The 25,786-nt window shown below is 41.4% G+C and carries 30 protein-coding genes and 1 pseudogene; 11 read left to right on the plus strand and 20 right to left on the minus strand.

The window, feature by feature from the left end; genetic code table 11:
- Positions 1-31: 31 nt before the first annotated feature.
- The 12 genes from O3655_RS06820 to nrdR all read right to left on the minus strand — a co-directional run bounded on the left by O3655_RS06820 (position 32) and on the right by nrdR (position 12,547).
- Positions 32-1,063, minus strand: coding sequence for a 3-deoxy-7-phosphoheptulonate synthase (locus O3655_RS06820; protein ID WP_049478699.1), 1,032 nt, complete (start codon positions 1,061-1,063; stop codon positions 32-34).
- A gap of 1 nt (position 1,064) precedes the next feature.
- The gene (locus O3655_RS06825; RefSeq protein WP_000231307.1) at positions 1,065-2,096 is read right to left on the minus strand and encodes a 3-deoxy-7-phosphoheptulonate synthase; all 1,032 of its coding nucleotides are present in this window, start codon (positions 2,094-2,096) and stop codon (positions 1,065-1,067) included.
- 79 nt (positions 2,097-2,175) lie between these two features.
- Entirely contained in the window at positions 2,176-4,689 is a 2,514-nt protein-coding gene (secA, locus tag O3655_RS06830; RefSeq protein WP_001284115.1) for a preprotein translocase subunit SecA, read from the minus strand.
- A gap of 115 nt (positions 4,690-4,804) precedes the next feature.
- On the minus strand, positions 4,805-5,575 hold the full coding sequence (locus O3655_RS06835; protein WP_049520431.1) for a DNA alkylation repair protein: 771 nt from the start codon (positions 5,573-5,575) through the stop codon (positions 4,805-4,807).
- Between the two features lie 144 nt (positions 5,576-5,719).
- Positions 5,720-6,010 (minus strand): hypothetical protein, encoded by a 291-nt coding sequence (locus O3655_RS06840; protein ID WP_049520430.1) that lies wholly within the window; start codon positions 6,008-6,010, stop codon positions 5,720-5,722.
- 132 nt (positions 6,011-6,142) lie between these two features.
- Positions 6,143-6,739 (minus strand): LemA family protein, encoded by a 597-nt coding sequence (locus O3655_RS06845; RefSeq protein ID WP_000812473.1) that lies wholly within the window; start codon positions 6,737-6,739, stop codon positions 6,143-6,145.
- Between the two features lie 160 nt (positions 6,740-6,899).
- On the minus strand, positions 6,900-7,751 hold the full coding sequence (locus tag O3655_RS06850; RefSeq protein WP_070696197.1) for a YgcG family protein: 852 nt from the start codon (positions 7,749-7,751) through the stop codon (positions 6,900-6,902).
- A 227-nt stretch (positions 7,752-7,978) separates the two neighbouring features.
- Positions 7,979-9,289 (minus strand): ribosome biogenesis GTPase Der, encoded by a 1,311-nt coding sequence (gene der / locus O3655_RS06855; RefSeq protein ID WP_070696195.1) that lies wholly within the window; start codon positions 9,287-9,289, stop codon positions 7,979-7,981.
- A gap of 13 nt (positions 9,290-9,302) precedes the next feature.
- On the minus strand, positions 9,303-10,016 hold the full coding sequence (locus O3655_RS06860; protein WP_371641261.1) for an NADPH-dependent oxidoreductase: 714 nt from the start codon (positions 10,014-10,016) through the stop codon (positions 9,303-9,305).
- Positions 10,013-10,909: a primosomal protein DnaI gene (gene dnaI, locus O3655_RS06865; RefSeq protein WP_000446487.1), complete on the minus strand. Its 897-nt coding sequence runs from the start codon at positions 10,907-10,909 to the stop codon at positions 10,013-10,015. The genes O3655_RS06860 and dnaI overlap by 4 nt, the downstream gene beginning before the upstream one ends.
- Positions 10,910-12,073: a DnaD domain protein gene (locus tag O3655_RS06870; protein WP_308697143.1), complete on the minus strand. Its 1,164-nt coding sequence runs from the start codon at positions 12,071-12,073 to the stop codon at positions 10,910-10,912. It abuts the gene before it with no gap.
- Positions 12,074-12,547 (minus strand): transcriptional regulator NrdR, encoded by a 474-nt coding sequence (gene nrdR / locus O3655_RS06875; RefSeq protein ID WP_001203676.1) that lies wholly within the window; start codon positions 12,545-12,547, stop codon positions 12,074-12,076.
- Between the two features lie 141 nt (positions 12,548-12,688).
- Between nrdR and O3655_RS06880 the strand changes: the two genes are divergently transcribed.
- The 4 genes from O3655_RS06880 to O3655_RS06895 all read left to right on the plus strand — a co-directional run bounded on the left by O3655_RS06880 (position 12,689) and on the right by O3655_RS06895 (position 16,173).
- Positions 12,689-13,054 carry a GntR family transcriptional regulator gene (locus O3655_RS06880; protein WP_000119117.1) on the plus strand — a complete coding sequence of 122 codons (366 nt, stop codon included), beginning with the start codon at positions 12,689-12,691 and terminating at the stop codon, positions 13,052-13,054.
- Between the two features lie 4 nt (positions 13,055-13,058).
- The gene (locus O3655_RS06885) at positions 13,059-13,754 is read left to right on the plus strand and encodes an ABC transporter ATP-binding protein (RefSeq protein WP_000173186.1); all 696 of its coding nucleotides are present in this window, start codon (positions 13,059-13,061) and stop codon (positions 13,752-13,754) included.
- Between the two features lie 15 nt (positions 13,755-13,769).
- Entirely contained in the window at positions 13,770-14,498 is a 729-nt protein-coding gene (locus O3655_RS06890) for a hypothetical protein (protein ID WP_371641262.1), read from the plus strand.
- Between the two features lie 127 nt (positions 14,499-14,625).
- Positions 14,626-16,173, plus strand: a complete 1,548-nt coding sequence (locus O3655_RS06895; RefSeq protein ID WP_000946536.1) for an ABC transporter ATP-binding protein — start codon at positions 14,626-14,628, stop codon at positions 16,171-16,173.
- Between the two features lie 52 nt (positions 16,174-16,225).
- On the opposite strand, the gene O3655_RS06900 is transcribed toward O3655_RS06895, so the two are convergent.
- The gene (locus tag O3655_RS06900; protein ID WP_044020364.1) at positions 16,226-16,921 is read right to left on the minus strand and encodes an LrgB family protein; all 696 of its coding nucleotides are present in this window, start codon (positions 16,919-16,921) and stop codon (positions 16,226-16,228) included.
- On the minus strand, positions 16,918-17,292 hold the full coding sequence (locus O3655_RS06905; RefSeq protein ID WP_000781325.1) for a CidA/LrgA family protein: 375 nt from the start codon (positions 17,290-17,292) through the stop codon (positions 16,918-16,920). Before O3655_RS06905 ends, O3655_RS06900 begins: the two co-directional genes overlap by 4 nt.
- A 195-nt stretch (positions 17,293-17,487) precedes the next feature.
- Between O3655_RS06905 and O3655_RS06910 the strand changes: the two genes are divergently transcribed.
- The 7 genes from O3655_RS06910 to queF all read left to right on the plus strand — a co-directional run bounded on the left by O3655_RS06910 (position 17,488) and on the right by queF (position 21,037).
- Positions 17,488-17,868 (plus strand): MarR family winged helix-turn-helix transcriptional regulator, encoded by a 381-nt coding sequence (locus tag O3655_RS06910; protein WP_000221645.1) that lies wholly within the window; start codon positions 17,488-17,490, stop codon positions 17,866-17,868.
- Between the two features lie 99 nt (positions 17,869-17,967).
- The gene (locus tag O3655_RS06915) at positions 17,968-18,189 is read left to right on the plus strand and encodes a DUF4649 family protein (protein ID WP_000570263.1); all 222 of its coding nucleotides are present in this window, start codon (positions 17,968-17,970) and stop codon (positions 18,187-18,189) included.
- 15 nt (positions 18,190-18,204) lie between these two features.
- Positions 18,205-18,519, plus strand: a complete 315-nt coding sequence (trxA, locus tag O3655_RS06920; protein ID WP_001029581.1) for a thioredoxin — start codon at positions 18,205-18,207, stop codon at positions 18,517-18,519.
- Between the two features lie 203 nt (positions 18,520-18,722).
- Positions 18,723-19,376, plus strand: coding sequence for a 7-cyano-7-deazaguanine synthase QueC (gene queC / locus O3655_RS06925; protein WP_084944976.1), 654 nt, complete (start codon positions 18,723-18,725; stop codon positions 19,374-19,376).
- Entirely contained in the window at positions 19,376-19,819 is a 444-nt protein-coding gene (queD, locus tag O3655_RS06930) for a 6-carboxytetrahydropterin synthase QueD (RefSeq protein WP_084944977.1), read from the plus strand. The genes queC and queD overlap by 1 nt, the downstream gene beginning before the upstream one ends.
- Positions 19,812-20,528, plus strand: coding sequence for a 7-carboxy-7-deazaguanine synthase QueE (gene queE / locus O3655_RS06935; RefSeq protein WP_247920751.1), 717 nt, complete (start codon positions 19,812-19,814; stop codon positions 20,526-20,528). The genes queD and queE overlap by 8 nt, the downstream gene beginning before the upstream one ends.
- A 17-nt stretch (positions 20,529-20,545) precedes the next feature.
- Complete coding sequence (queF, locus tag O3655_RS06940) at positions 20,546-21,037, plus strand: preQ(1) synthase (protein WP_000082577.1); 492 nt, start codon at positions 20,546-20,548, stop codon at positions 21,035-21,037.
- 216 nt (positions 21,038-21,253) lie between these two features.
- On the opposite strand, the gene O3655_RS06945 is transcribed toward queF, so the two are convergent.
- The 6 genes and pseudogenes from O3655_RS06945 to O3655_RS06970 all read right to left on the minus strand — a co-directional run bounded on the left by O3655_RS06945 (position 21,254) and on the right by O3655_RS06970 (position 25,677).
- The gene (locus O3655_RS06945) at positions 21,254-21,922 is read right to left on the minus strand and encodes an MIP/aquaporin family protein (RefSeq protein ID WP_000714824.1); all 669 of its coding nucleotides are present in this window, start codon (positions 21,920-21,922) and stop codon (positions 21,254-21,256) included.
- Between the two features lie 109 nt (positions 21,923-22,031).
- Positions 22,032-22,823: pseudogene (locus tag O3655_RS06950) on the minus strand (DUF2785 domain-containing protein).
- 106 nt (positions 22,824-22,929) lie between these two features.
- A complete protein-coding gene (locus O3655_RS06955; RefSeq protein ID WP_000959511.1) occupies positions 22,930-23,244 on the minus strand; it encodes a hypothetical protein in 315 nt (104 codons plus the stop codon).
- Positions 23,238-23,654: a hypothetical protein gene (locus O3655_RS06960; protein ID WP_049501464.1), complete on the minus strand. Its 417-nt coding sequence runs from the start codon at positions 23,652-23,654 to the stop codon at positions 23,238-23,240. The genes O3655_RS06955 and O3655_RS06960 overlap by 7 nt, the downstream gene beginning before the upstream one ends.
- Entirely contained in the window at positions 23,642-24,919 is a 1,278-nt protein-coding gene (locus O3655_RS06965; protein WP_049501465.1) for a DUF2974 domain-containing protein, read from the minus strand. Before O3655_RS06965 ends, O3655_RS06960 begins: the two co-directional genes overlap by 13 nt.
- 59 nt (positions 24,920-24,978) lie before the next feature.
- Positions 24,979-25,677 carry a hypothetical protein gene (locus tag O3655_RS06970; protein WP_042902657.1) on the minus strand — a complete coding sequence of 233 codons (699 nt, stop codon included), beginning with the start codon at positions 25,675-25,677 and terminating at the stop codon, positions 24,979-24,981.
- Positions 25,678-25,786: the final 109 nt, after the last annotated feature.

Raw genomic sequence — 25,786 nt, forward strand, 5'->3', positions numbered from 1 at the left:
GCTGAGATTCCCCCAACTCCATCCTTTTCACTTATTTTGTTAAGGTAGTATAAATTTCTTCTACCAAGGCTACTGTATTTTCCCAACCTAGACAAGGGTCGGTAATGGAACAACCAAAGACCTCTGGTTGATTTTGGCGACCGTCTGCTAGGTAAGATTCGATCATAAAGCCTCGAACCGTCTTTTTAATCTTTTCATTCCAGTCACGATTCAGCAAGGCTTGGCGAACAATGCGAATTTGTTCCATATACTGCTTGCCTGAATTGTCATGATTGGTATCGATGATAATGAAGGGATTTTCAAGTCCCATGGTCTCATAACGATTGATGGCATTTAAGAGGGTTTCATAGTAGAAATTGGGTTCATTTTTACCATATTCGTTCATGGCGCCACGAAGGATAACATGGGCCAAAGGATTTCCCGAAGTTTCCACTTCTTGACCGTGGTAAAGGAAGGTTTGCTTGTTTTGAGCTGCATAGATAGCATTAAACATAACCCCAAGGTTCCCAGATGTTGGATTTTTCATCCCAACTGGAGCATCAATCCCAGACGCTACAAAACGGTGTTCCTGGTCTTCTACTGAACGAGCCCCTACAGCATGGTAGCTGACTAGATCATCGATCAAAACGAGATTTGACGGATAAAGCATCTCATCAGCTGTCGTCAAGCCCGTCTCCGTAATCACACGGTAGTGCAGCTGACGAACAGCTTGTATGCCATTAATCAAGCTTGGAGCTTTAGAAGTATCCGGCTGATGAACCAAACCCTTATAGCCATCTCCATTGGTACGAGGTTTAGCCGTATAGACACGCATCACAATAAAGATTTTATCTGCAACTTTTTTCTGTAAGTCTGCTAAACGACGAGCATATTCGAGCACAGCTTCTTCATTGTCTGAAGAACACGGTCCCATCACCAAAAGGATTCGGTCGTCCTCACCTGAGATGATGGCTGCCAGCTCTCTATCGCGGGCTTCTTTCTTTCGCAAGGCTTCAGGTGACAACTGGGTCGCAGCCTTGATTGCTTCAATATCAATTTCTTGACCTTTTTCGATAAATGCCATCTTACTCTCCTAGCGTTTGGTAAATTTCGCGAACAAGTGCTTCTGTGTTGTCCCAGCCTAGACACGGATCTGTAATGGACTTACCAAAAACTTCTGGCTCATTTTGACGTCCATCTTCCAGATAGGACTCAATCATAAAACCACGAACATATTTTTTGATCTTCTCATTCCAGTCACGGTTAATCAAGGTCTGACGAACGATACGGATTTGATCCATGTATTGCTTGCCTGAATTGTCATGATTGGTATCGATGATGATAAATGGATTTTCCAAGCCCATCTTTTCGTACTGATCAATGGTATCCATCAAATTGTCATAGTAGTAGTTAGGAATATTTTTCCCGTATTCATTCAAGGCACCGCGAAGAATGGCGTGGGACAATGGATTCCCCGTTGTTTCCACCTCTTTACCGAGGAAGAGGAAACTCTGTTTATTTTGTGCTGCATAAATCCCGTTAAACATGACATTGAGATTTCCAGATGTGGGATTTTTAAATCCTGTTGAAAAGTCTGCTCCACTCGCTACAAAACGGTGCTGTTGATCCTCTACAGAACGAGCTCCAACAGCCATATAAGAAATCAAATCATCCACCAGCGGAAGATTTTCAGGATAAAGCATCTCATCCGCTGTTGTCATTCCCGTCTCGGTAATCACGCGGTAGTGGAGCTGACGAACAGCCTTGATCCCATTGATCAAGCTAGGAGCTTCTGTCGCATTTGGTTGATGAATCAAGCCCTTATAGCCATCTCCATTGGTGCGAGGTTTAGCCGTATAGACACGCATGACCATAAAAATACGGTCTTTGACCTCTTCTTGCAAAGCAGATAGACGCTTGGCATACTCAAGAACCGCCTCTTCGTTATCAGATGAACATGGTCCAATCACCAAGAGAATACGCTGGTCTTCCCCACGGATGATGGCTTCCAATTCCTGATCACGTTGATTTTTTCTCGCAAGAGCCGCTCCCTCTAATTTAGACAAGGCGCGAACTTCTTCAATGTTAATTTTAGGACTTTTAGCTTTAAATACCATGATTCATCTCCTTATAAAGCAAACGGACACCAAGCAAAAAATGATTTTTACCAGGTATCCGCCTGTATCTTATCTCATATTATTGTCTCTTACCATGACAGTTCTTGAATTTCTTACCTGATCCACATGGGCATTGGTCGTTTCGTCCGATTTGGCTCAAGTCCAAATCTTCTGGAAGGCTTGCCTGCTGCGCTGCGATATTACGAGTCGCAGTTGTACTGATATTGTGTTCAGTTTGCGGACGTTCTTGCTCATGGATTTGTGCTTTCATCATCAAGCGGGTCACATCGAATTCAATCGATCCAATCATGTCGTTAAACATGCGGAAACCTTCTGCTTGATATTCTACAACAGGGTTGTTTTGAGCATATCCACGAAGACCAACAGCATTTCGCAACTGGTCAAGAGCATCGATATGGTCTGTCCACTTGTTGTCTACAACACGTAGAATCAAGACTTTTTGGAATTCTTTCACTGCATCTTCGTCACGAAGCTTAGCAACTTGGCTGTCATAGACTTTCAAGGCACGTTGGAAAAGTTCATCTTTGATAGCTTGGTCTGACAGACCTGCAAGGTCTGAACGGCTAATTGAATCTTCTGGAAGCAAGTTATACTTAGCGAAGTTCAGGATTGCTTCCAATTTTTCATCTTCCTTAGAACGAGCATGTGCATCCACGATACGTCCAATGGTACGACGAATCATAGCATGGATTTCTGGTGCCAAGTCACGATCTGCAGTAATGACATCATAACGTTGTGCATAGATAATCTCACGTTGTTCACGCATAACATCATCGTATTGAAGGACTTGTTTACGAGTATCGTAGTTGTTTCCTTCGACACGTTTTTGAGCTGCTTCAACTTGACGCGTTAACATGCGAGATTCGATGGCTTCGTCAGACATGTTGAGACGTTCAAAGACACCTTTCAAACGTTCTGAACCAAAACGTTTCATCAAATCATCTTCAAGAGACAAGTAGAATTGTGACTCACCTGGGTCTCCTTGACGTCCTGAACGTCCACGAAGCTGATTATCAATACGGCGACTTTCGTGGCGCTCTGTACCAATTACGCAAAGACCTCCAAGTTCACGAACCCCTTCACCAAGCTTGATGTCGGTACCACGACCGGCCATGTTGGTTGCGATGGTAACTGCGCCACGTTGACCAGCGTTCATGATAATTTGCGCTTCTCTGTAGTGGTTCTTCGCATTCAAGACTTCGTGAGGAACACCTGCTGCTACCAATTTCTTAGAAAGGAAATCACTCGTTTCAACGGCAACTGTACCTACCAAGACCGGCTGACCTTTTTGGTAACGAGCTTTTACATCTTCAACTACAGCCTTAAATTTCGCATCAAGACTTGCATAGAGAAGGTCTGAGTGGTCGATACGTTGAATTGGACGGTTAGTTGGGATTGGGATAACACGAATGTTGTAAATTTCGCGGAATTCTTCTTCTTCTGTTTTACCAGTACCTGTCATACCTGCCAATTTCTTATACATACGGAAGAGGTTTTGGTAGGTAATAGAAGCTGAAGTCTTAGTCTCATCTTGGATTGGCACACCTTCTTTTGCTTCAATCGCTTGGTGCAAACCATCAGAGTAACGACGACCTTCCATGGTACGACCTGTAAATTGGTCAACGATCAAGATTTCCTGCTCTTCACTAACCACATAGTCGATATCGAGAATCATGATATAGTTGGCACGAAGGGCATTGTCAATAAAGTGAGTAAGAGCTACATTTTCAATGTCGTAGAGATTTTCTAGTTTGAAGTAGCTTTCTGCCTTGTCAATACCAGAGTCTGACAAACCGATCGTCTTAGACTGAACGTCAATGATATAGTCGTCCTTGTCCAAAGATTTCACGAAGTGGTCCGCCATATGGTAGAGTTGGCTTGTTTCAACTGCATTGGCGCCTGAAACGATCAATGGTGTACGAGCTTCGTCGATCAAAATTGAGTCAACCTCATCGACCAAAGCATAATTGAGTGGACGTTGCACCATGTTTTCTGCACGAACGACCATGTTATCACGAAGGTAGTCGAAACCAATCTCTGAGTTGGTTGAGTAGGTAATATCACAAAGGTAAGCCTCTTTTTTCTCCATTGGAGATTTGGCTGCCAAGTTAATCCCTACTGACAGACCGAGCCATGAGTACAATTCACCCATTTCAGTCGCGTCACGTTCTGTTAGGTATTCGTTGACTGTAACTACGTGAACCCCTTTACCTGCAAGGGCATTGAGGTACACTGGCATAGTCGCTGTCAAGGTCTTCCCTTCACCCGTACGCATCTCTGGAACGTCACCATGGTGAAGAACAATCCCACCCATGACCTGAACCTTATAAGGGAAGAGCCCAAGGACACGTTTTGCAGCTTCACGAACTACTGCAAAAGCCTCATATAGCAATGAATCAAGTGATTCACCCTTGTTGTATCGTTCTTTAAATTCGTCAGTTTTCGCTTTTAGTTCTTCGTCTGACATTGCAGCCATTTGGCTCTCATAGTTAAGAACCTTATCAGCCATCTTTTCCAGACGACGAAGTTCTCCTTTATCATTTTCAATAATCGTTTTTAAAATATTAGCCATGATTTTCCTTACTTTTTATTCTGAATATTTTAGAATGTTCTTTTAATTTTAGCATATTTACCATTATTTTTCAAGAAAGAATCCTTAATTTACAACGGAAAAGGCCAGCTGAAATTCAGCTTTTTTTGCATAAATCTTCTGTGGCTCTTTTTTTGTTTTTTGTTCGAGATGCATGCTTGATAATCCAAGCACAACTTGGACTTAGCTCCCCTTTCTGCCAAGTTTGAAGAATCCTTTCAAACTTATCGGGGGCTTCCTTGTACAAATCATTTAGATTATTGGCTACACTTTTTTGAATAGACTTGTCTCTATCATCTTTTAGATTGGTCAGAATAGTGGTGAAATCCTCAAAATAATCCAATACCACGGTTTGTCTCTTAGCCCAAGGCAGACGGATACGCATGCATTCGCTGGCAAGTCTACGAACACGCAAATTTTCATCCCGACTCCATTCTAATAGCAAAGTCATTGTAGCCTTAGGATAGCGAGCCAGCAAAGGTCTCATAGAAAATTCTCCAGTAAATCGCTTGGTTAGTTCCTTACTAAAGGCCGTGCTCAATTCAAATTCCTTGTCCCCAAATAGCTCTACATATTTTCCGATTGGCCAAAGCCAATATCCTTCTGAGAACATACCTAAACCACCCTCTAACTCAGGACCCAAAATTTTCTCAAAAACCTTGAGAGAGTCCTGATAAGATAGGGGAAGACAATCTTTGATACTTTTAGCCAAGAGTTCTTGACGCTGGCTAAACTCCAAATTTTCCAAGTCTTTTTCTAGCAACAGCCTAAACTTTTGTCCATCAAAGGCAACGGATGCTTCTTGCAACCGTCGACTCAAATCCATAGCATAAGCCAAGTCATAATAATCTTTTACTTTTTTAGCCATTTTTCAAATCCCTTAATCTTCTTTTTACGGGACTTATTATATCATACAGACAGCCCGTCAACAAAATTATTTTTATATCTCCAACTATTTCAATAAGGAAGAAAAAAGGACTAGAAGCTAGTCTAGTCCTTCATTTGTTAATGTTTAATTTCCCAAGAATATAGGCAATATCCCAAAATACCAAAAGAGATTGATCCAGAAGGCCAAGCAAAAGATGATGCCAAAGATGAGGAGACTGATTTTTTTAATCAGCACGGAGTATAGGATGGATAAAACTCCAAAAACCACAAAGAGTTTTTTCATAACGAAATAATAAATTGAAACTCCTCCTATATGCCAATCCCAAGGAAGGAAAAACATGAGGAACCAGAGAAGGCAAATCGTAAAGATATATCTCTTGTAGTGCGCTTCAAGAAAGGCTTTTGTTTTCTCCATAGCAAACCTCCATTTCAGTCACTGTCTCTTCCCTTTTATTATACCAAAAAAACCTGGAAAAGACTTTCCAGGTTTGAGTTTGAAATCACTAGTCATACTAGAGAAATTCCTTTATTCATAGGCTGATCCACTTTATTGACTTGATGAAGATGTTCCAAAATCGACCTTAGGAACTGTCTTGGCTTCTTCTGTTTCTTTAAAGGTTTCAGCTTCTTTAAAGTTCATCATATTCGCAAAAAGCACAGTTGGAAAACTTCTCAACTTTTGATTGTACTCGGCTGCGACTTTATTATAATCCTTGCGTGCTACAAAGATACGATTTTCACTGCCTGAAAGTTCGACCATTAGTTGCTCAACATTTTGATTGCTCTTGAGTTCTGGATAATTCTCCGTCAAGGAAATCAAGCGGGAAAGAGCAGAGCTCAACTCTCCCTGAGCCTTTTGGTTTTCTTCCGAAGTTACTGAGCTACTACCGATTTTAGCTCTAGCATCCGCAATCTTGGTAAAGACTTCGGTTTCATGATTCATTTGTCCTTTAACGGACTCCACCAAGTTACCAATCAAGTCCGAACGACGTTGGAGGGCTGTCGAGACATCGGCCTGAGCCTGCTCCACTTTAGTCTGTTCACCAACTAGACCATTATAGGTCGTCACTGCGGAACAACTTCCCAGAACTAGTAGTCCAAAGAAAATAGCCACTATTGAGAGAATTACTTTATTTTGTTTCATATCAAAACCTTAACACTTTCTTTTATCAACTTTTCTGAGAAAATACTCAGATTTTAAATCAATTTCCCAAACTTTGTTTTTATTTTTAATTAAGGAGTGAACTGTTGCAAAGGAGTCACCTTACTGTATGGAGAAATCGGTTTGAGCAATATATGATCACTCACCAGTCATCAGACGAACCACCGCCATCAAAGCCACCGCCGTCCCAGCCTCCAGATGAGTCGGAGCCCGAATCAGACCAAGAGGAACCTGAGTCTGATGAGTCACCGCCCCACCAGCCACCGCCAGAATCATCTCCACGTGAACCGCCACCACGACCACCAAATAGAAATCCTATAATCATGACGATGAAGTAAATCAGAACTACAAATCCGAGGGCTCCGTCATCGAAGCTACTTTTTCGATGCCGTTTCGAAGATTGACTCCCAGCGGTATACTTTTCAATTTCTCTTAGACGACTAGAATTAGTAGCATAGTCGTAACTACTTCTAGAACTTGAAGCAGTCGTACTCGATCCACTATAAAACATGTAGTTGAGATTGTTTGCTATAGAAAGAACTCCATTGCTGTAGTCTCCCTTTTGAAAGTAAGGCCGTGCTGTTTTCAAAAATCTATTGGTCTGATAGTCTGTGATCTTACTTGCCACATTATTGCTTGTTTCAATCCGTGATTTTCTATCCTCAACAGCGACCACAATCAAGGCGCCGTTGTTGTCTCCCGAGTAGCCAATCTTCCAAGCTCTAGCTGTTTCGTTAGCTACAGTTTCGATTGTTTCTCCATCCAGGCTTTTCACAACGTAAACGCCCACTTGGAATTTTTCTGCTTTTTGACTATTTACCTTATTCAAACCTCGAATCAGTCTGATTGTCTCATCAGTCAGATAGTGATTGGGGTCATAGATCCCGTACTCAGGTTTTTCAGGTGCTGTGAATGCTGACAAGAAGAGAAAAACCATCAGCAACCCAAGCAAGCGAACCAACAAACTATGTTTAAAAAATCTGCTTCTTTTCATAATAACCTCCCTGATAAAGGAAAATTGATTTAAGGAATTATAGCATTTTGATTTTTACAAAGAAAGTGCATTTTCATTACAAATAGATTACAAAAGCTAGGAAAATGATTGAATTTTGATGACAGATTTTTCCTTCGATTTGACAGGATTTTTTTCACCTACTTTATAGAAAAAAGAAGACAAACTAGTCTTCTTTTCAGTTATTCTTATTGAAAAATAAGCAAGACTTACTTGCGTTTTCTTGCAATCAAATGAATCGGGGTTCCCTCAAAGACAAAGGCCTTGCGGATTTGATTTTCCAAGAAACGCAGGTAAGAGAAGTGCATGAGTTCTTCTTCATTGACAAAGATGACAAAGGTTGGTGGTTTGGTTGCCACTTGGGTTGCGTAGAAAATCTTGAGGCGTTTTCCTTTGTCTGTCGGTGTTGGATTGATGGCAATGGCATCCATAATCACATCGTTCAAGACTGCTGATGGAATCCGAGTGTTTTGACTTTCACTGATTTGCTTAATCATCTCAGGCAATTTGTGGAGACGTTGCTTGGTTAAAGCTGATACAAAGACAATCGGTGCGTAAGGCAGGTATTGGAACTGCTCACGGATGTCTTCTTCCCAGTTCTTCATGGTGTGGTTGTCTTTCTCAAGTGTATCCCACTTGTTGACCACGATGATCATTCCTTTACCAGCTTCGTGGGCGAAACCTGCGATACGCTTGTCGTACTCACGAATACCTTCTTCGGCATTGAGGACCATCAAGACCACGTCAGAACGGTCAATGGCACGCATGGCACGCATGACAGAGTATTTCTCCGTATTTTCATAGACTTTACCAGACTTACGCATACCAGCTGTATCAATCATGGTAAACTCTTGACCATCCGTATCTGTAAAATGGGTATCAATGGCATCACGCGTTGTTCCAGCTACTGGACTAGCAATCACGCGGTCTTCTCCCAAAATAGCGTTGATCAAACTGGATTTTCCAACGTTAGGACGGCCAATCAAGCTAAATTTAATGACATCTGGATTTTCTTCTTCAACTTCGTGTGGTAGATTATCCACGATGGCATCCAACACATCACCCGTACCAATACCGTGCACAGACGAAATTGGCAACGGTTCGCCCAATCCTAGCGCATAGAAATCAAAGATATCATTTCGCATCTCAGGATTGTCAACCTTGTTAACGGCTAGGATAACAGGCTTATGGGTTTTATAGAGTTTGCGAGCTACGTACTCGTCCGCATCTGTAATCCCTTCTTTCCCAGACACCACAAAGACGATGACATCTGCTTCTTCCATGGCAATTTCTGCCTGGTGTTTGATTTGCTCCATGAAAGGAGCATCGACGTCGTCAATCCCTCCAGTATCAATCATACTGAAAGAACGGTTGAGCCACTCACCCGTTGCATAGATACGGTCACGTGTCACACCCTCGACATCTTCTACGATTGAGATTCGCTCACCAGCGATTCGGTTAAAGAGGGTCGATTTCCCAACATTGGGACGCCCTACAATGGCAACAGTTGGTAAGGCCATGTTTTCTCACTTTCTACAATAACTTTTTCTGTTCTAGATTTCTTCGAGCTGAACTAGGTTCGGCTTGGCCAAACTGCTCTGCCAAACGCTGACTCCAAGAGGTTGTCGCACGCGCGCCAGCATAGTCTGCCTGTACTTGGTCATAGTCCAAAATCGCTTCAACTGGCTGTTCTTGGTATTCTTCTTCAAATACCACTTGGTTCAAAGGCAGTCTTGGTTTGACATCATGTTGTTGATCTGGCACACCGATGGCAATCCCAAAAACGGGGTAGGTATAGTCAGGCAAATTAAAAAGCTCTGCCACTTCTTCCGACTTGTAACGGACCAAACCGATAATCACACCACCATATCCCAGACTCTCAGCCGCAAGCAAGGTATTTTGCCCAGCAAGCGCAGCATCCACAGATGTGATGAGGAGACCTTCCACTCCTTGGGGTTGGAAAGTGTCGGTATGAAGGCTTGCTCCCTTTTCAGCTCGGTTTAAGTCACCAACAAAGAGCAAAAAGGCTGCAGACTGGCGAATGGCTTCCTGAGGAACCAGTTCATAAAGAGCATCTTTCTTCTCTTGACTGCGCACAAGAATCACAGAGTAGGATTGGAAATTTTTCCAAGATGACGCCATTTGTCCAGCAGTCAAAATCTCGTCCAAGTCTGCTTGAGGAATCTCTTGCTCCTTAAAGCGACGAACTGAAGTGTGAGCTTTCATCAGTTTAATGGTTTCTGTCATCGGCGATTTTCTCCTTCTAGTCTTGTCTCCTCAGCCAAATAACGGATTCGTTCCATAACCCGTCTAGCTTCCCAAGTCTCGTCATTTCCATTCTTTCCTTTGGCAAAATGTTTTTCCAAATCTTGGAAATTAAAGTTGGAAGTAAAGAAGGTCGGCAAATCTTCCTGCATGCGGTACTGAAGAATGACTTGAAGAATCTCATCACGCACCCAAGGTGTCGACTGCTCTGCACCAATATCATCCAAGACCAGGACTTCTGCTAACTTGATGTCATCCACCAAGGTCTTCACAGATCCTTCACCGATGGCATTTTTCACATCAATGACAAAGCTTGGATAGTGGAGAATCGTCGTTGAGGCCCCTCGCTTTTCAGACAGGTCGTGAGCTAAGGCTGCCATCATGAAACTCTTTCCAACACCAAAATCTCCGTAAAGATAGAGGCCTTTTCGGATGCTTGGGTAAAGGTCAACAAAGGAATAGAGTCTCTCAAAAATCGGCAACCGTCCTAGATCATCCAGGTCAATCTGAGCCAACTTCGCTTTCTTGAGACTTGCTGGTAGATTGATCAACTTGAGACGATTCTTAATCGCAGCCTCTTTTTCTGCTGCGATTAGTTCTGGTGTTTCTTCATAAGACACATCCGCATATCCGTGATTCATAACCAAGATGGGCTTGTAGCCACGCGCTATATAGTCCGCATCCCCACGAAGAAACTTGTCCCGTTCTGTGATATATTGGTTGAACTTGGAGATGCTACGATTCAACTCCTCTGGACTGAGGGATTCTTTCTGGATAAAAGCCGCTACATCTGGGTCTTTCATAATCTGCTGGACTAGGTCCTGATACTGAAAACGACTTGTCTGACGCTTGATAACGTCGCCAACACTTTCCATCTAGTCTCCTCCTTCTTCTAATCGGGCTAACATTTCTTGTTTTTTACGTTCTAGTTCCAGACGAGTCTCCTCGCTGGTTTGATTTTTATATTCTGGATTACTCCACTTAGGAACATTGGTCTTAGTCGAGCTCGTTTTCGATTTTTGGTCTTCTTGCCCTTTTTGCTGACGCTCTCGAATCCGAAGCACAGCTTCTTCTGCTGTCCGAATTTTTTGATAAGCATAGTCATTTGCGACCTTCATGGCATATTTTTCATTAACATTAGCCGAATCAACCTTGTTAAAGGTTAGAAGCAAGACGATATTGATGACTTCATCCAACAAGCCTAAAGACGCCATCTGGTGAAGGAGTTCTCGTTCGCTCTGGGTGATGTTCCCCTTACGCGTTTGCTTGATTTCCGCTAAAAAGTGCAGGGGAGTTTTATTTTTGGCTTCCCTGATAATGGTCATTTCTTTGGGGCTAAAGTCAGAAGGAACCTGCTTTTGCGCAAGCTTTTCACGCATGCGTTTGACTGAAATAACCTGAGCCAGCGCTGTCGCCTTGGCTAATTGATAGGTTTCAAACCAGGTCCATTTTTTTTCATCTGCGATGGCAAACAATTCCAAAACATCTGCCTGCTCGTCTTCAAAACGCAAGCCATCTCGAGCCATCAGCCGCTGGAAATGTTCCAAATCAAAATCGTTTTTTAACTTGCTTTTAGACTCGCTTGGTGTCACTTCTTCAGTCAGGGTTGGAAAGACTTGGCTCAAAGAAACAGAGAGTGCTTCTCCCTCACTTGGAGCCTGCTTCATAGCAGAAACAGCTGTATCCCCAATCTTTTTCTCTAATAATCTGCTGTAGACTGAATGACTTAGAAAATCCTGACTGGAGAGGGGAGACTGAAGCTGCAATTCATAGGTTTCCCCCTTTTGATAAAGGGTCAACAAATCCAAAGCAGATAAGATTTTGAGGGATTGGAGCAAGGTCGGCATGCCAAAGTTTAAGTGGTTGAGGATATGGGAAAAGAGGTGCTCCTTTTGTCCACCATCCCAGAAAGTAATAGCATATAGATAGAGGCTCAGTGCCTCCTGACCGATAATCGGGAGGTAGCACTGTACCAGAGAAGAGGTATCTTGCGACACCCGATTATTCTTTAGAAAAGAAAAACGGTCATTTGGTTTCATCTATTTTTCCTTTTTCTTTTTTGAGGACTGGGTGATCTGCTGGAGCAGACTCTCCAACTCACTCACATCCTTAAAGCTACGGTATACACTGGCAAAACGAACATAGGTAATCTCATCAAGCTCTGCCAATTCTTCCATGACTAAAGACCCAATATATTCACTTTGGATCTCATTCTCACTGCGACTACGGAGTTTTTGCTCGATGCGATTGACCACCATGCCGATTTCATCACTCGACACAGGACGCTTCTGGGCTGAGCGAATAATCCCATTAAAGATTTTATCTCTCGAGAACTGTTCTCGCGTACCGTCTTTTTTGACGACAACCAGCGTTCTTTCTTCTACTCGTTCATAGGTTGTAAAACGATGCTGACACTCGTCGCACTCGCGTCTTCGGCGGATGGTATTTCCTTCTTCGGCTTGTCGACTATCAACAACACTAGACTTGGTAGCCCCACATTTTGGACAACGCATGCATTTCCCTCCTTGTCGTTTTCTTTTCATTATACCATTTTTTGAGCAATTCCCAAAACAATTCTTATTTTTACTTGACAAGTTTTTTTGTTTTATTGTATTATTTAATTAGAACAAGAAAGACAAAGAAAGGAGACTATGATGTCCTGGTCATTTGATAATACAAAACCGATTTATTTACAGATTATGGAAAAAATCAAACTACAGATTGTTTCCCATGAGCTGGAACCCAACCAACAGCTCCCTACCGTGAGAGATTTGGCGAGCGAGGCTGGGGTCAATCCTAATACCATTCAGCGCGCCTTGTCTGACCTCGAACGTGAAGGATTTGTATACAGCAAGCGGACAACTGGTCGATTTGTCACCGAGGATTTGGACCTCATCCTTCAGTCCCGCAAACAACTTTCCGAGGAGCAGCTACAACAATTCGTCTCTTGCATGCTTCAATTTGGCTACAAAAAAGAAGAACTGCCAAATGTATTAAGCGACTATATTAAAGGAGTTTAAGACTATGACACTACTAGCACTTGAAAATGTAACAAAATCATATGGAGCAACTGCGGCACTTGACAATATCTCTCTTGAGATTTCGGCTGGAAAAATTGTTGGTCTCCTCGGCCCAAATGGATCTGGAAAAACGACCTTAATCAAACTGATCAATGGCCTTCTTCAGCCTGATAAAGGACGTGTTCTCATTAACGGATTGGATCCAAGTCCTGCTACAAAGGCGATTGTCTCTTACCTTCCTGACACAACTTATCTCAATGAAGAGATGAAGGTCAAGGATGCTCTAACCTATTTTAAAACCTTCTATCAGGATTTCAATCTCGAAAGAGCCCAACACTTGCTAGCTGATCTTGGTATTGATGAGAATAGTCGCCTCAAGAAACTATCAAAAGGGAATAAGGAAAAGGTACAACTGATTTTGGTCATGAGCCGCGAAGCTCGTCTTTATGTCCTCGATGAACCGATCGGTGGAGTGGATCCAGCCGCACGTGATTATATCCTCAATACCATCATCAACAACTACTCACCAACCTCTACAGTACTGATTTCAACCCACTTGATTTCAGATATTGAACCTATCTTGGATGAGATTATCTTCCTCAAAGACGGAAAAGTCGTACGCCAAGGAAATGTTGATGATATTCGTTACGAGTCAGGTGAATCCATTGACCAGCTCTTCCGTCAAGAGTTCAAGGCTTAGTTAAAGGAGATTAGTATGTTTTGGAATTTAGTTCGTTATGAATTTAAAAATATCAATAAATGGTATCTTGCACTCTACGGTGCCGTCCTTGCAATTTCAGTTTTGATTGGAGCTTTTATTAACAGTCTTAGCCAGAGTTACAATCCTAACAATGCTGCTTATTTCATCTTCTTTTTAGTGCTAGTCTTTGGAGGACTCAGCGTCACTCTTTGGATTGCAACAATCTTTTTAATCATCCGAAGATTCAAGGGGAGTGTTTATGACCGCCAAGGGTACTTGACCTTGACCTTGCCTGTCTCCGAGCACCAAATCATCATCGCAAAACTTTTAGGTGGTCTTGTCTGGTCCATCTTAGGCTATATCGTCTTTATCTTGAGTATATTGATTATCATCTTCTTAACACCAATTGAAAAAGACTTCACTGCCCTCTACAACTTCATTTCCCCTTATCTCAGCTACGGCTGGCTGTATGCCCTATCACTGTTTGTCGGGTCAATCGCATGGATTTTGTCCATTTACCTCTCCATCTCTATCGGGCAACTCTTTAACGAGTATCGAACAGCCATGGGGATTCTAGCCTATATCGTCATTTCAATCGTTATTGGTTATATCACTTTCTTCTTAAGAGTTGACAATGACTATAACGTGATGGTTGGTACAGAAATTCTGCGCGATCTCTTTTTATCAGCTATCTACTATCTTGGTACCTACTACATCTTGAAAAACAAGGTTAACTTGCAATAAGTTAAAGGTCTAGCGACTCTGTATCGCTAGATCTTTTCTTTTAGATATATTGTATGAAAATGTGGATAAAAAGGAGTATAATAATTTTAAAAGTGATTACTGTATATTGATAAGGAGGGAGCTCTTTATGCTTAGAACGTTTGTTGCAAAGAAACACTTAACACTTTACTTCTTTTCGATTGCAATCACATGGCTGGAAGCGATTATTACGCCAGCGCTCATTCAGAGTATCGTTGCTAGTTTTACCAATCAAGAACTGGAACTTCTTTGGAAAGTGTTGATTCTGGGAATCCTTGGAAACCTCATCCTCTTACTGGGGCTAGCTGGAAAACGCTATTACTACGCTCGTTTGATTACTGATTTCAGATATGGAATTAAAAGCGCTATTTTCAAGCGATTCCTCAGCGGTTATGATATTGATGAAAAGGATATTTTGTCTGATTTAGAAAACGACGTCAACCAGTTAGAAAAGAGCTATATTGAGCCAACCGTTATCATTATTTCTTCTCTTGGTTTCACAACCGTCTCCATTCTATATGCCCTGTGGACTAATTTTTACCTAGGCTTGATTTTTATTCTCTTCTACTCCGTCCCTGTCCTCTGTAGTGCCATCGGATCTAAGCGTTTAGATTCACTTTCTGAAAAGCGGTCCACTATTAACCAGAGCTACTTATCAAGCTTGACAAATTTTATTGGCGGTAGCCAACAGATTCGTCATTATCAGGGACAGGACTTCTTTTTTGCTCGCTATCAAAATCAGTTACAGACTAGTTTGGATGCGGAAATACGATATGAGAAACAACGTACCCTAAACAGTCTCTTTATCAATAGCATCGATGCCTTTTGCTCCGTTGCCCCTATTGTCATTGGCGGTTTTATGACCTATTATGGTTATTTAAACGCAGCTAGTTTTGTAGCCATTTATCTCGTTTCTCATAATATTGGCTATCAATTCCAAGAATTAGCCTACTTTACTAACACCCGAAAAGCAACTCAATACCTCTGTGAAAAGTACCAAGTACTTTTCACAAATTCTAGTCCTATTTCTACTAGCACCTTCCAAAACATTTATCCCGTCCAACTAGAGAATATCTCTCTAGAAAAAGAGGGACAGGTCCTTTTATCCCCTCTTTCCATGCACATCAAGAAAGGAGAAAAGATTGCCATTATCGGTGAAAGTGGCTCTGGAAAAACGACTTTACTCAATATCATTCATGGAGAGTTGGCTGCGACCAGTGGACGGATTGCATTTGCTGGCCAAAGCCTATCACGCCAAGAAATCACGAGCGTTAGCTCCTATATCCTCCAAGATAGCCATTACTTTGACACGCTGTCTCTGGAAGACAATATCCTTCTAGGAATGACTAAAAAGCAAGAAAGGTTGAATCATATCCTCAAGACAACTGGTTTAGAACATTTGAAAAATCGAACTCTTAGCAACGATAGCCTGTCTGGTGGCGAGAAACAACGACTCGAAATCGCTCGCGCGCTCTATCACGACAGCCAACTCATCTTGGCTGATGAGATTAAGGCCAATCTTGACTTAGAGAATAGCAAAAAGATTAGCGACCTCCTCTTCTCGCTACCTCAGACAGTCATTGAAGTCATTCACCATTATACAGACGAGGACTTAAAACGCTACGACCAAGTCATTCATTTAAGCAAAGAAAAGTAAATCCTTACAAAATAAAATTGGAAAAAAGCAAGGAACTCAGCTTCCTTGCTTTTTAACTCAATATCAAACTGGCTACAATGGGGCTTACAAATACGTAGAGAATACCAGTGATACCAATAGCCAAGCCACCCATAGCTCCTGCTACAGAACCGTATCGAAAGGCCGTTCCCGTTCCGACAGCATGACCTGTTCCTCCAAGAGAAAGTCCCACAGCCACTGGATCATCAATCTTCAACCATTTCAAAAGGGTTGGTCCGATTACACTAGTCAAAATCCCAGTTGCCACTACGACGACCAAGGTTACAGTTGTTAATCCTTGCAATTTTTCTGTGATTCCCACTGCCATGGCGGTTGTCACTGACTTGGGAAAGAGAGAAATGGCTAGGAAAAAGTCCATGCCAAATATTTTCGCTACTATGGCAGTGAAACAAGTATTGACAACTACTGCTAACAGACTACCAAAGAGAATACTCCTAGCATGGTGCTTCATCAAGTGAAAACTCTTATAAAGCGGAATCCCTAGAGCCACTGTCGATGGGACTATCAAGTTGTTCAGATAAACCCCACCTTGGTAGTAATCTTGGTAAGAAATACCTGTCGCCTTAAGGAAAATAATGATAAAAATGGCTGACAAAAGCAGGGGAGTTGTCAATGGATGGGGAAAACGTCTGTAAATCAGCATTCCCACTAGATAAGCTAGGATAGACAGAGCAATCCCAAACAAAGGATTGGATACAAATTCGCTCATTTGGCATCTCCTTTCTCATAATCTCCCTCAAATCGTCTCTTGATAAACTGAACCACTAGGGCAATGAGGATAATGTTGATGACCGCGGCAAAAAAGACAATCAAAACGATAGGCAAGAGGTAAGGGGCAATCACATCAAACTTTTCCATGATTCCCACTGCTGGCGGTAAAAAGAGAATGGTCATATTGGCCAGCAAGAAATTCCCGACCATGTTGACGTGTCTGGTTCTCAGCCACTTGAACTGTAAAGCTAGAAAGAGAATAATCAAGCCGATAATACTGCCTGGGATGGGCAGATGAAAGAAACTGGAGATTCCCTCACCGATTAGAGAAATCACAAAGAGAATCATTAATTGAACATATAATTTCATCCTAAACTCCACGAAATAGACTTCTTGCATACCAGTTTACTCTTTTTTCAGAAAATTTCAAGGAAATATCGCAATTCTTCTCTCTTGCAAGGATTAGTTAAAAGTAGTATAATCATTGCATGCGCAATCATCTTGTGTTGTAGAGACAGTCAGTAATGACTTTGTGATTTTACTTTGAAAAGAAAGGAGAAAGCAATGACCTATTTGGAAAAGTGGTTTGACTACAACCGCCGTCAAAAGGAAATGGAAGCCTTGTTGGAAGAAACTATTGCCCAGCAGAGTGAACAAAGGTTGACCTTGAAAGAGTTTTACCTGCTCTACTATCTGGACCTAGCTGATGAAAAATCTTTACGGCAGATTGACCTGCCAGATAAGCTTCATCTCAGTCCAAGCGCAGTTTCTCGAATGGTGGCTCGCCTGGAAGAGAAAAACTGTGGCTTGCTTAGTCGCCGGTGTTGCGATCAGGATAGACGGGCTAGTTTTATCTGCCTGACTGACGAGGGCCAGACAACTCTAGCTTACCTGCAAAAGGCTGTCGAAGAAAGACTGGAAATGAGTCTTGATTTCATTTCATAACCAGATTTTTTTAAAAAAAGTTGCGTGCGCAATCATTTTTCTTGACATTCCTCTTTTCAAGGAGTACAATAAAGTCAAGATTGAACAAAGGAGTTTTATATGATCGAAATTACTTATCTAGACGCCAGCAAGCAAGAGAGAACCATGACTTTCGAGTCTTACCAAGACTTTGAACGTTCTCAACATGCCTGCCTTATCGGCGTTGCTGATTACTATACTGTCCAAAAATTAACCTACAATGGTCATGATTTGGACTACCATGGGACTTATGGAGATGTCTTCTTCTATCTCATGAAACAAGATTTAAGCCAATATAACTAAAAAAGGAGAAATACAATGGCAAAAGCAATTACAGATGCAACATTCGAACAAGAAACAAAAGACGGTTTGGTCTTGGTAGACTTCTGGGCAACTTGGTGTGGTCCATGTCGTATGCAAGGTCCAATCTTGGATAAATTGTCTGAAGAACTTTCAGAAGATGTCTTGAAAATCGTTAAAATGGACGTTGATGAAAATCCAAATACAGCTCGTGCTTTTGGAATCATGTCTATCCCAACCCTTCTCTTCAAAAAAGACGGCCAAGTGGTGAAACAAGTTGCAGGTGTTCACACAGCAGAACAAATCAAGGCCATCGTTGCTGAATTGAGCTAATCACACTAGAGACCAAGTGGATTCATTTGGTCTCTTTTTTCTTGCCCTTTGCCATTTTTCAAAAAATATGCTAGACTGTAGATAGAATATTACGATGTTTGGGACATGCCATCGCTAAAAAAAACCTCTACTTGGTATTTTTTAGCTCCCCTCAAGGGAGCTTTTTGCGTGCTCTGAACATTTTCCACTTTGGAAGGAGTACTATGAAACGTCAATCAGCCTTGGTCGTCTTTAGTGGCGGTCAAGATTCCACAACCTGCCTCTTTTGGGCTAAAGAACACTATAAAACAGTCGAAGCCGTCACCTTTGCCTACGGCCAACGCCATCATCTCGAGATTCAAGTTGCTGAAGAAATCGCTAAGGAACAAGGTATTCGTCATCACATCTTAGATATGTCTCTACTGGGGCAAATCACTAAAAATGCCTTGACCTCTGATTTGGAGATTGAGCAAAAAGAGGGAGAGCTTCCCAATACCTTCGTTGATGGTCGCAACCACCTCTTTTTGTCCTTTGCAGCAGTTCTTGCCAAGCAACGTGGTATTAAAGATATCGTGACAGGTGTTTGCGAGACAGATTTTTCTGGCTACCCTGACTGCCGGGATGTCTTTGTCAAATCCCTTAATGTTACCCTCAACCTTGCCATGGATTATGACTTTGTTATCCAAACACCTCTCATGTGGCTAGACAAGGCTGAAACTTGGGAATTAGCCGACCAACTCGGTGCCTTTGACTACGTTCTTGAAAAAACCTTGACCTGCTACAATGGGATTATCGGAAGTGGCTGTGGAGATTGTCCAGCCTGCCACCTACGTCAGCATGGCCTTGATGTTTATCTCTCACAGAAAGGAGTGGGCTAATGTATTTTGCTCCCAAAGAAATCAAACAGGAAACTGGGGAGTCTCTTGTCTACAATCCTCACAGAACCTTGGTATCAAAAGAATTTACCTTCGACGCTGCCCACCACCTCTTTCACTATGAGGGGAAATGCAAATCCCTACACGGCCACACCTATCATCTGCAGATTGCTGTCAGTGGATTTTTAGATGAGCGTGGCATGACCTACGATTTTGGAGACATCAAAGCTATTTACAAGAACTACATAGAACCCCACTTGGATCATCGCTATCTCAATGAAACCCTGCCTTATATGAACACGACTGCTGAAAATATGGTTTACTGGATTTTTCAAACCATGAGCCAAGAGTTACCAGATGAGCGCGGTCTCCGTTTGGAATACGTTCGCCTCTATGAAACTCCGACTGCCTTTGCAGAGTTTAGACGGGAGTGGTTAGATGACTAGGGAACGTGTCCTCAAACTACCAGTTCTGGAAATTTTTGGCCCTACCTTTCAAGGTGAAGGTCGTGCTATCGGGCAGAAAACCATGTTTGTCCGTACTACTGGTTGCGACTACCATTGCGACTGGTGCGACTCTGCCTTTACTTGGGATGGTTCTGAAAAGCCAACTCGCATGACCGCTGATGAAGTCATTGCTGCCTTAGATAAGCTAGGAAGCTACGACTACGTCACCCTGTCTGGGGGAAATCCCGCTATCCTAGCAGCCAATATGGCTCAACTCGTCACCAAGCTCAAAGAACGTGGGGTCACCCTTGCTGTTGAGACCCAAGGTTCTCGCTGGCAAAATTGGTTAAAAGATATTGACCAAGTCACTCTGAGCCCCAAACCTCCCTCATCCAAGATGGAAGTCAACTTCGAGACTTTAGACTTTATCGTTTCCCAATTGGATCCAGACAAGGTCACCTTTAAAATCCCTGTCTTTGATGATGCCGATTTGGCCTTTGCTAAAGGGATTCAAGAACGTTACCAACCAGATGTCCTCTTCTTATCGGCTGGAAATCCTGAGCCCAAGGCTACAGGTAATATTGTTCAAGACCAACTAGACCGTCTCAAAGAACTCTGGGAACGCGTCGCTGCTGACGATAGCTGGGGCAATGTCCGCGTCCTTCCTCAACTCCATACCCTCCTCTACGACAACCAACGTGGTGTTTAAATTAGAAAGAAAAAATCATGTCACAACAAGAAGAAATGAAAAACCTAAGCCTACTGGGCAACAAAGAAACCAACTACATTTTTGACTATCAACCAGAAGTCCTTGAATCTTTTGACAATCGTCATGTTGAAAATGACTATTTCATCAAATTCAACTGTCCTGAATTTACCTCGCTTTGCCCAATCACCGCTCAGCCAGACTTTGCGACCATTTATATTTCCTACATTCCTGACAAGCTCTGCATCGAATCAAAATCCCTCAAACTCTACCTCTTTAGCTATCGAAATCATGGAGATTTTCATGAAAACTGTATCAACACTATCGGGAAAGATTTGGTCAACTTGCTAGACCCTCGCTATTTAGAGGTATGGGGAAAATTCACTCCGCGTGGTGGTATCTCAATCGACCCTTACTACAACTACGGTAGACCTGGAACTAAGTATGAAGGCTTGGCAGAACAGCGTCTCTTCCAACACGACCTCTACCCAGAGAAAATTGACAACCGTTAAACTCATACTCAATGAAAATCAAAGAGCAAACTAGGAAGCTAGCCGCAGGTTGCTCAAAGCACTGCTTTGAGGTTATAGATAAGACTGAAGAAGTCAGCTCAAAACAGTGTTTTGAGGTTGCAGATGGAAGCTGACGTGGTTTAAAGAGATTTTCAAAGAGTATAATACGAAAAAGCCCTGTTCCTCAAACTGAGAACAGGACTCTTTTTTCGTTTCTTATTCTTCTGTTCCAAGGAAATTTTTCGCAACAAGTGCTGCAAGAACGCCACCAACGATTGGGGCAAGGATGAAAATCCAAACTTGTTGAAGAGCTGCGCCACCTACAAAGACAGCAGGTGCCAAGCTACGAGCTGGGTTTACTGAAAGGCCAGTAATGTTCAATCCAACAAGGATCATCGCCATCAAGGACAAGCCGATTACCAAACCAGCGATTGCGCCATTGCCCTTGCTTGCTGATGTTACCGTCATGATAACTAGGACAAACAAGAAAGTTGCGATGACTTCAAACAAGAAACCGCCAAAGACAGTGACACCGTTTGCCAAGGCATTTTCACCAAGACTTGCAGTTGACATACCTGAGTTAGACAAGAGGAAGAATACTGCAGCTGACGCAAGGAAAGCTCCAACTACTTGTCCAAGGATGTAGTTTACAAGTTCTGAAGATGACAAACGTTTGTTTACAAACATAGCAATCGAAACCGCTGGGTTCAAGTGAGCCCCTGAAACAGTTCCGATTGAGAAAGCTGCAACCACAATTGCTAAACCAAAGGCAAAAGCAATTCCAAGGTGTCCAAGGCCATTAAGACCATTTCCAAAAACAACAGCTCCTGTTCCAATGAACACAAGCATAAATGTACCGATTAATTCAGCAACAAATTTTTTCATGATAAGTCTCCTTTTTACAAACTATGTATTAGTCTATCAAAAGAAGGAAAGGGTTTCAAGAAAATTGACTGGAAAGTTCATTGAAAATCATGAAACGACTCGCTTATCCTTAGTACTGGAAGGATTGAATAGCTTCTTTCAAGTCATTTTGCAAACTATTTCTCTGGTCAAGTTGGATATAGACTTCCAACAGACAGGATCTGAAGTTGGAAAATTTATAAAAATCTTCCCTCTCTTCTATCGGAAAGTCAATAGTTTTTACCCAAGAAGCTACTTGTTCCTGATCTAATTTCCCTTGCAAAATGGGTTCATAAAGTACTCTCGCTAAACGCCAGTCCTCATCATTTGTAAAACGAATGGTAATTCGTTTAAATAGTTGACCCAGTACATCAAATACTTCATGATTTCTATTTTTAGGAAAATCTGGATGACAAACGACTTCCGTCAAGAGATCCGCTCCATGCGCAAAAGCGTGAACCCAACCATACTGACTTGAAAAACCTGTCGTATCCTTTTCTTTTTTTAGGTAATGCAAACCTTGAGATAGCATAGCATTTCTTATATCAGCTTTTAATCCTTTATAGAAAAGAGAGTGCTCGTTACCATCTGAAGACAAAAGATTGGCATAAATAAGCGCCCTAAAAGAACGTTTAAGAGCCGAAACTCCTCTACTATCAATCTCTTTGTATAGACCTTCATCAGAGGAGACCTCTTCTGAGATAAACTAAAACTGTTCAAGGGAAAACAGTTCTTCTTGAATCCCTCTAGCCAAACTCGTAAAAACAAGTTCGTCTCGAATTTCTGGAGAGGGATCTCCTAAATGCTCAAGCAACCACTGAATTTCTTCTCGACTATAGCTTGGTTTTTCTTCTGTCACTTTTCTTTGTAATTCTTTACGAATCTCAAGTACCTCTACATTTCTAGTAACTGTTCAAAAAGCCATCCGAAGATGACTTTGAATAGGAATATTTGGAAAAATTGGAAAGGAACATGGCATAGTTAAAGCACTATTTTTTCTTTTTCGGAGTTAAATCTTCAAAAGATGTACTATTTTTACTAATAGTCTCGCTAATGGCTTTTTGTCCCAACCCATTAATTGAGCTATCCATTTGAGCTGCTAAAGTCGTTACAGCAGTTTTATTTGTCATAGCAAGAACCCCTATCTCCTCATCGTACTTATCTACAATACCTTTTCTACCTGATTTTATAGGAGGAGCACAAAATGCTTTGATAGCTGCTCTTTCTAATGTTTTTTTGATTTCTCGTCTGGCTGATTCTGACATAGGTCCAATCAAAGCATCTATGACTAAATCCACTAGCATTTCTTCTGCCTCCTTTCTAACTCATATAAGTCTTTTCTTTGACTATAACTCTCTTCTAACTCTTTTTCTAAGCGAGAGCGCTCTTTTCGGTACTGAGTCTGCAACTCTTCATCTTTTGCCTCTATTTTAGCATACTGCCGAAGATACTCACTACTCGTCTCACTTGAATAAGATTCCAATAACATCAGAAATTGATGGTGCTCCCCATCGTCTCCAGATTTCTGTCTACCAAAATCATAAGCAATGTTCTCAAACTCCTCATATAGTCTTGTCAACTGAGAACGATTATGATCTAAACTTTCATAGGATTCTTCTATTTTCTTCTTAGCAGTTCTATAGTCATCCTCCAAGGACCAAAGTCCCTCTTCTTGCTTTTTTATTTTCACTTGGATTTCTTCTAGTTTGTCCATTGATTAATATCCCTTGCCAAGCTTTCGTCTCCTTCAACCGCCTGTTCAACACCTTTCTGAATGTTGGTTTCCAAATCCGTAAAGGCTTTTACAATCGCAGCTGATTTACTTACTTTTTTATCAAAATGTCTCTGAGTCTCACCCACAATACTATCATACGTTACCCCAGCTTCTACATAGACATCCTCTATCTCATCATTAGTTAACTCTGTTACAAACCAGGGAACTTCCTTACTGTTATCGTAGAGTGTTTCAGCATCTGTAACTGCTTTTTTAGCCACTGCCTCAATCTCGCTGTGTCCGTTACTGACACTCTCTGTCATTGCCGTCGCAACAGCTGTTGCTTGGACACTATCCAAGAAAAACATCTCATGGCTACTTATACTGCCATCTGATAAAAATTTAGTATTCAACTGTTTTAGAAGTCCATTTTTGACACCTTGTAATTTCTTCAGGGTCTCATAGTTCTTCTTTTCAAGTCCAGTCATTTTCTCTGGACTCTGTTTTTCCAAAATATCCTTGATTTGGTTAATTTGATTTTTATCACCCGTAATATCTGGGTCAATATTGTGCCCACCAGAATTTTCAAGCAGATAATCTTCTCCCAAGTATACACCTAAAAAAGGCTTTGAGATATTGTTAAGAAAGTCATCTTGAGTCCGGATTCGTACTACTTGACCTGTGAATGTCTTTTGTTTATTGATTATCTTCTCCCTTGCCGAATCCCACGGAGTCAGATAATCTATGATTTTATCTTTAGATTCGATAAGACCTTCTAAATAGAGAGGGGCTGAGTTATATACCACAGTACGCGGAGCGTTATACTCTAAGGCCACCCTCTGAGCGATGTTCCCTCCTAAAGAATGTCCAGTTAGAGTAATATTATCCCCATATCTCTGTCGAATCCTTTCATAAAATTTGAAAGCTTCATCATAATGAAAACCGAGCGCCATGGCTATACTACCGACATCTGTAGCGACATCCTTGACTATATCCGCATTAGGATTCGTTCCCGTATAGGCAATGATCACCTCTCCACTGTCCTTATCTAGGAAGGCTGTACCACTTGTGCCAGCGGAATCATCATGAAAATCATCTAGATATTGGAGGTTGGAGGGGATAGTCTTATCCTTTTGAGCACCTATTTTCTTATCTAAAATTTGTTCATCAGTTGCTCCTCTCCACCTTGCATTCTCAAATTCATAAGTCAGGTTCGCTGCATCCAGAGTTGGAATTCCACTGTTAACTGATTCTTTTTCACTCATTCTTTCGCATGCTCCTTATTTATAATCAGGTCAATCAGGATGTTTTAAATGTTAGCAAATTAATTAGAAACACTATTTCTATCATCTATCCAACTTGAAACTATCTCACTCATTCCATCATTTGGGGTATCCTTAAAAGCAATATTAACATTCAATCGATAACCTTTTGTATTATTATAAGATTCCGCTCCACTTATTGATAACATGTGTTCTCCATTTGAATTAAGGAAATTATTTATCGTAGAGTTATCACTAATATAATAGATTTCAAACACATTGCGATTTGAAAAATATCGAAACTTTTCAAGCTTCATCTTAGATAAAACATCTCTATTCAAACTTAATTTTTGGAACAGAAAACCTTTATAACCCCAAATTTTTTCCGCTACCTCATTGTTAGAAAATATAAATTCACCATCTTTATATTCTACATCAACATGCTCTTCCACTTCTTCTTTATATGGATCAGTAGAAATTTGTATAGTCTCTATCTTTCCTTTTATGGTTTGACTTTCTTCATCCCCATCTAAGGAAACTACTGTTCTGAGCGAATCCTTATAAAATGTTTGAGTAATATTAAACCCTTTCGGAAATTGCTTAAACAAATCAAACAGATTCTCGGTTGGATAGACACGACTAACCTCAGAGACTTTGTTCTCAATCCATTCTCGACTGTTCTTATTTTCTCCACATCCTGCCAATCCTATCATGATCAATCCTCCTAAAAGTAATATTGCGAAAAACGCGCGTTTTTTCATAACCTTCTCCTTACTTATGATAATTAATAAAACAACTAATCATAGTTCCCTTATAGTATACCATAAAAGCAACATTTCCTTGTATCTTATTCAAATTTATAAGTCAGAT

The organism is Streptococcus sp. 27098_8_70 (assembly GCF_041432215.1).
In the GTDB taxonomy this organism is placed as follows: Bacteria; Bacillota; Bacilli; order Lactobacillales; family Streptococcaceae; genus Streptococcus; species Streptococcus oralis_CP.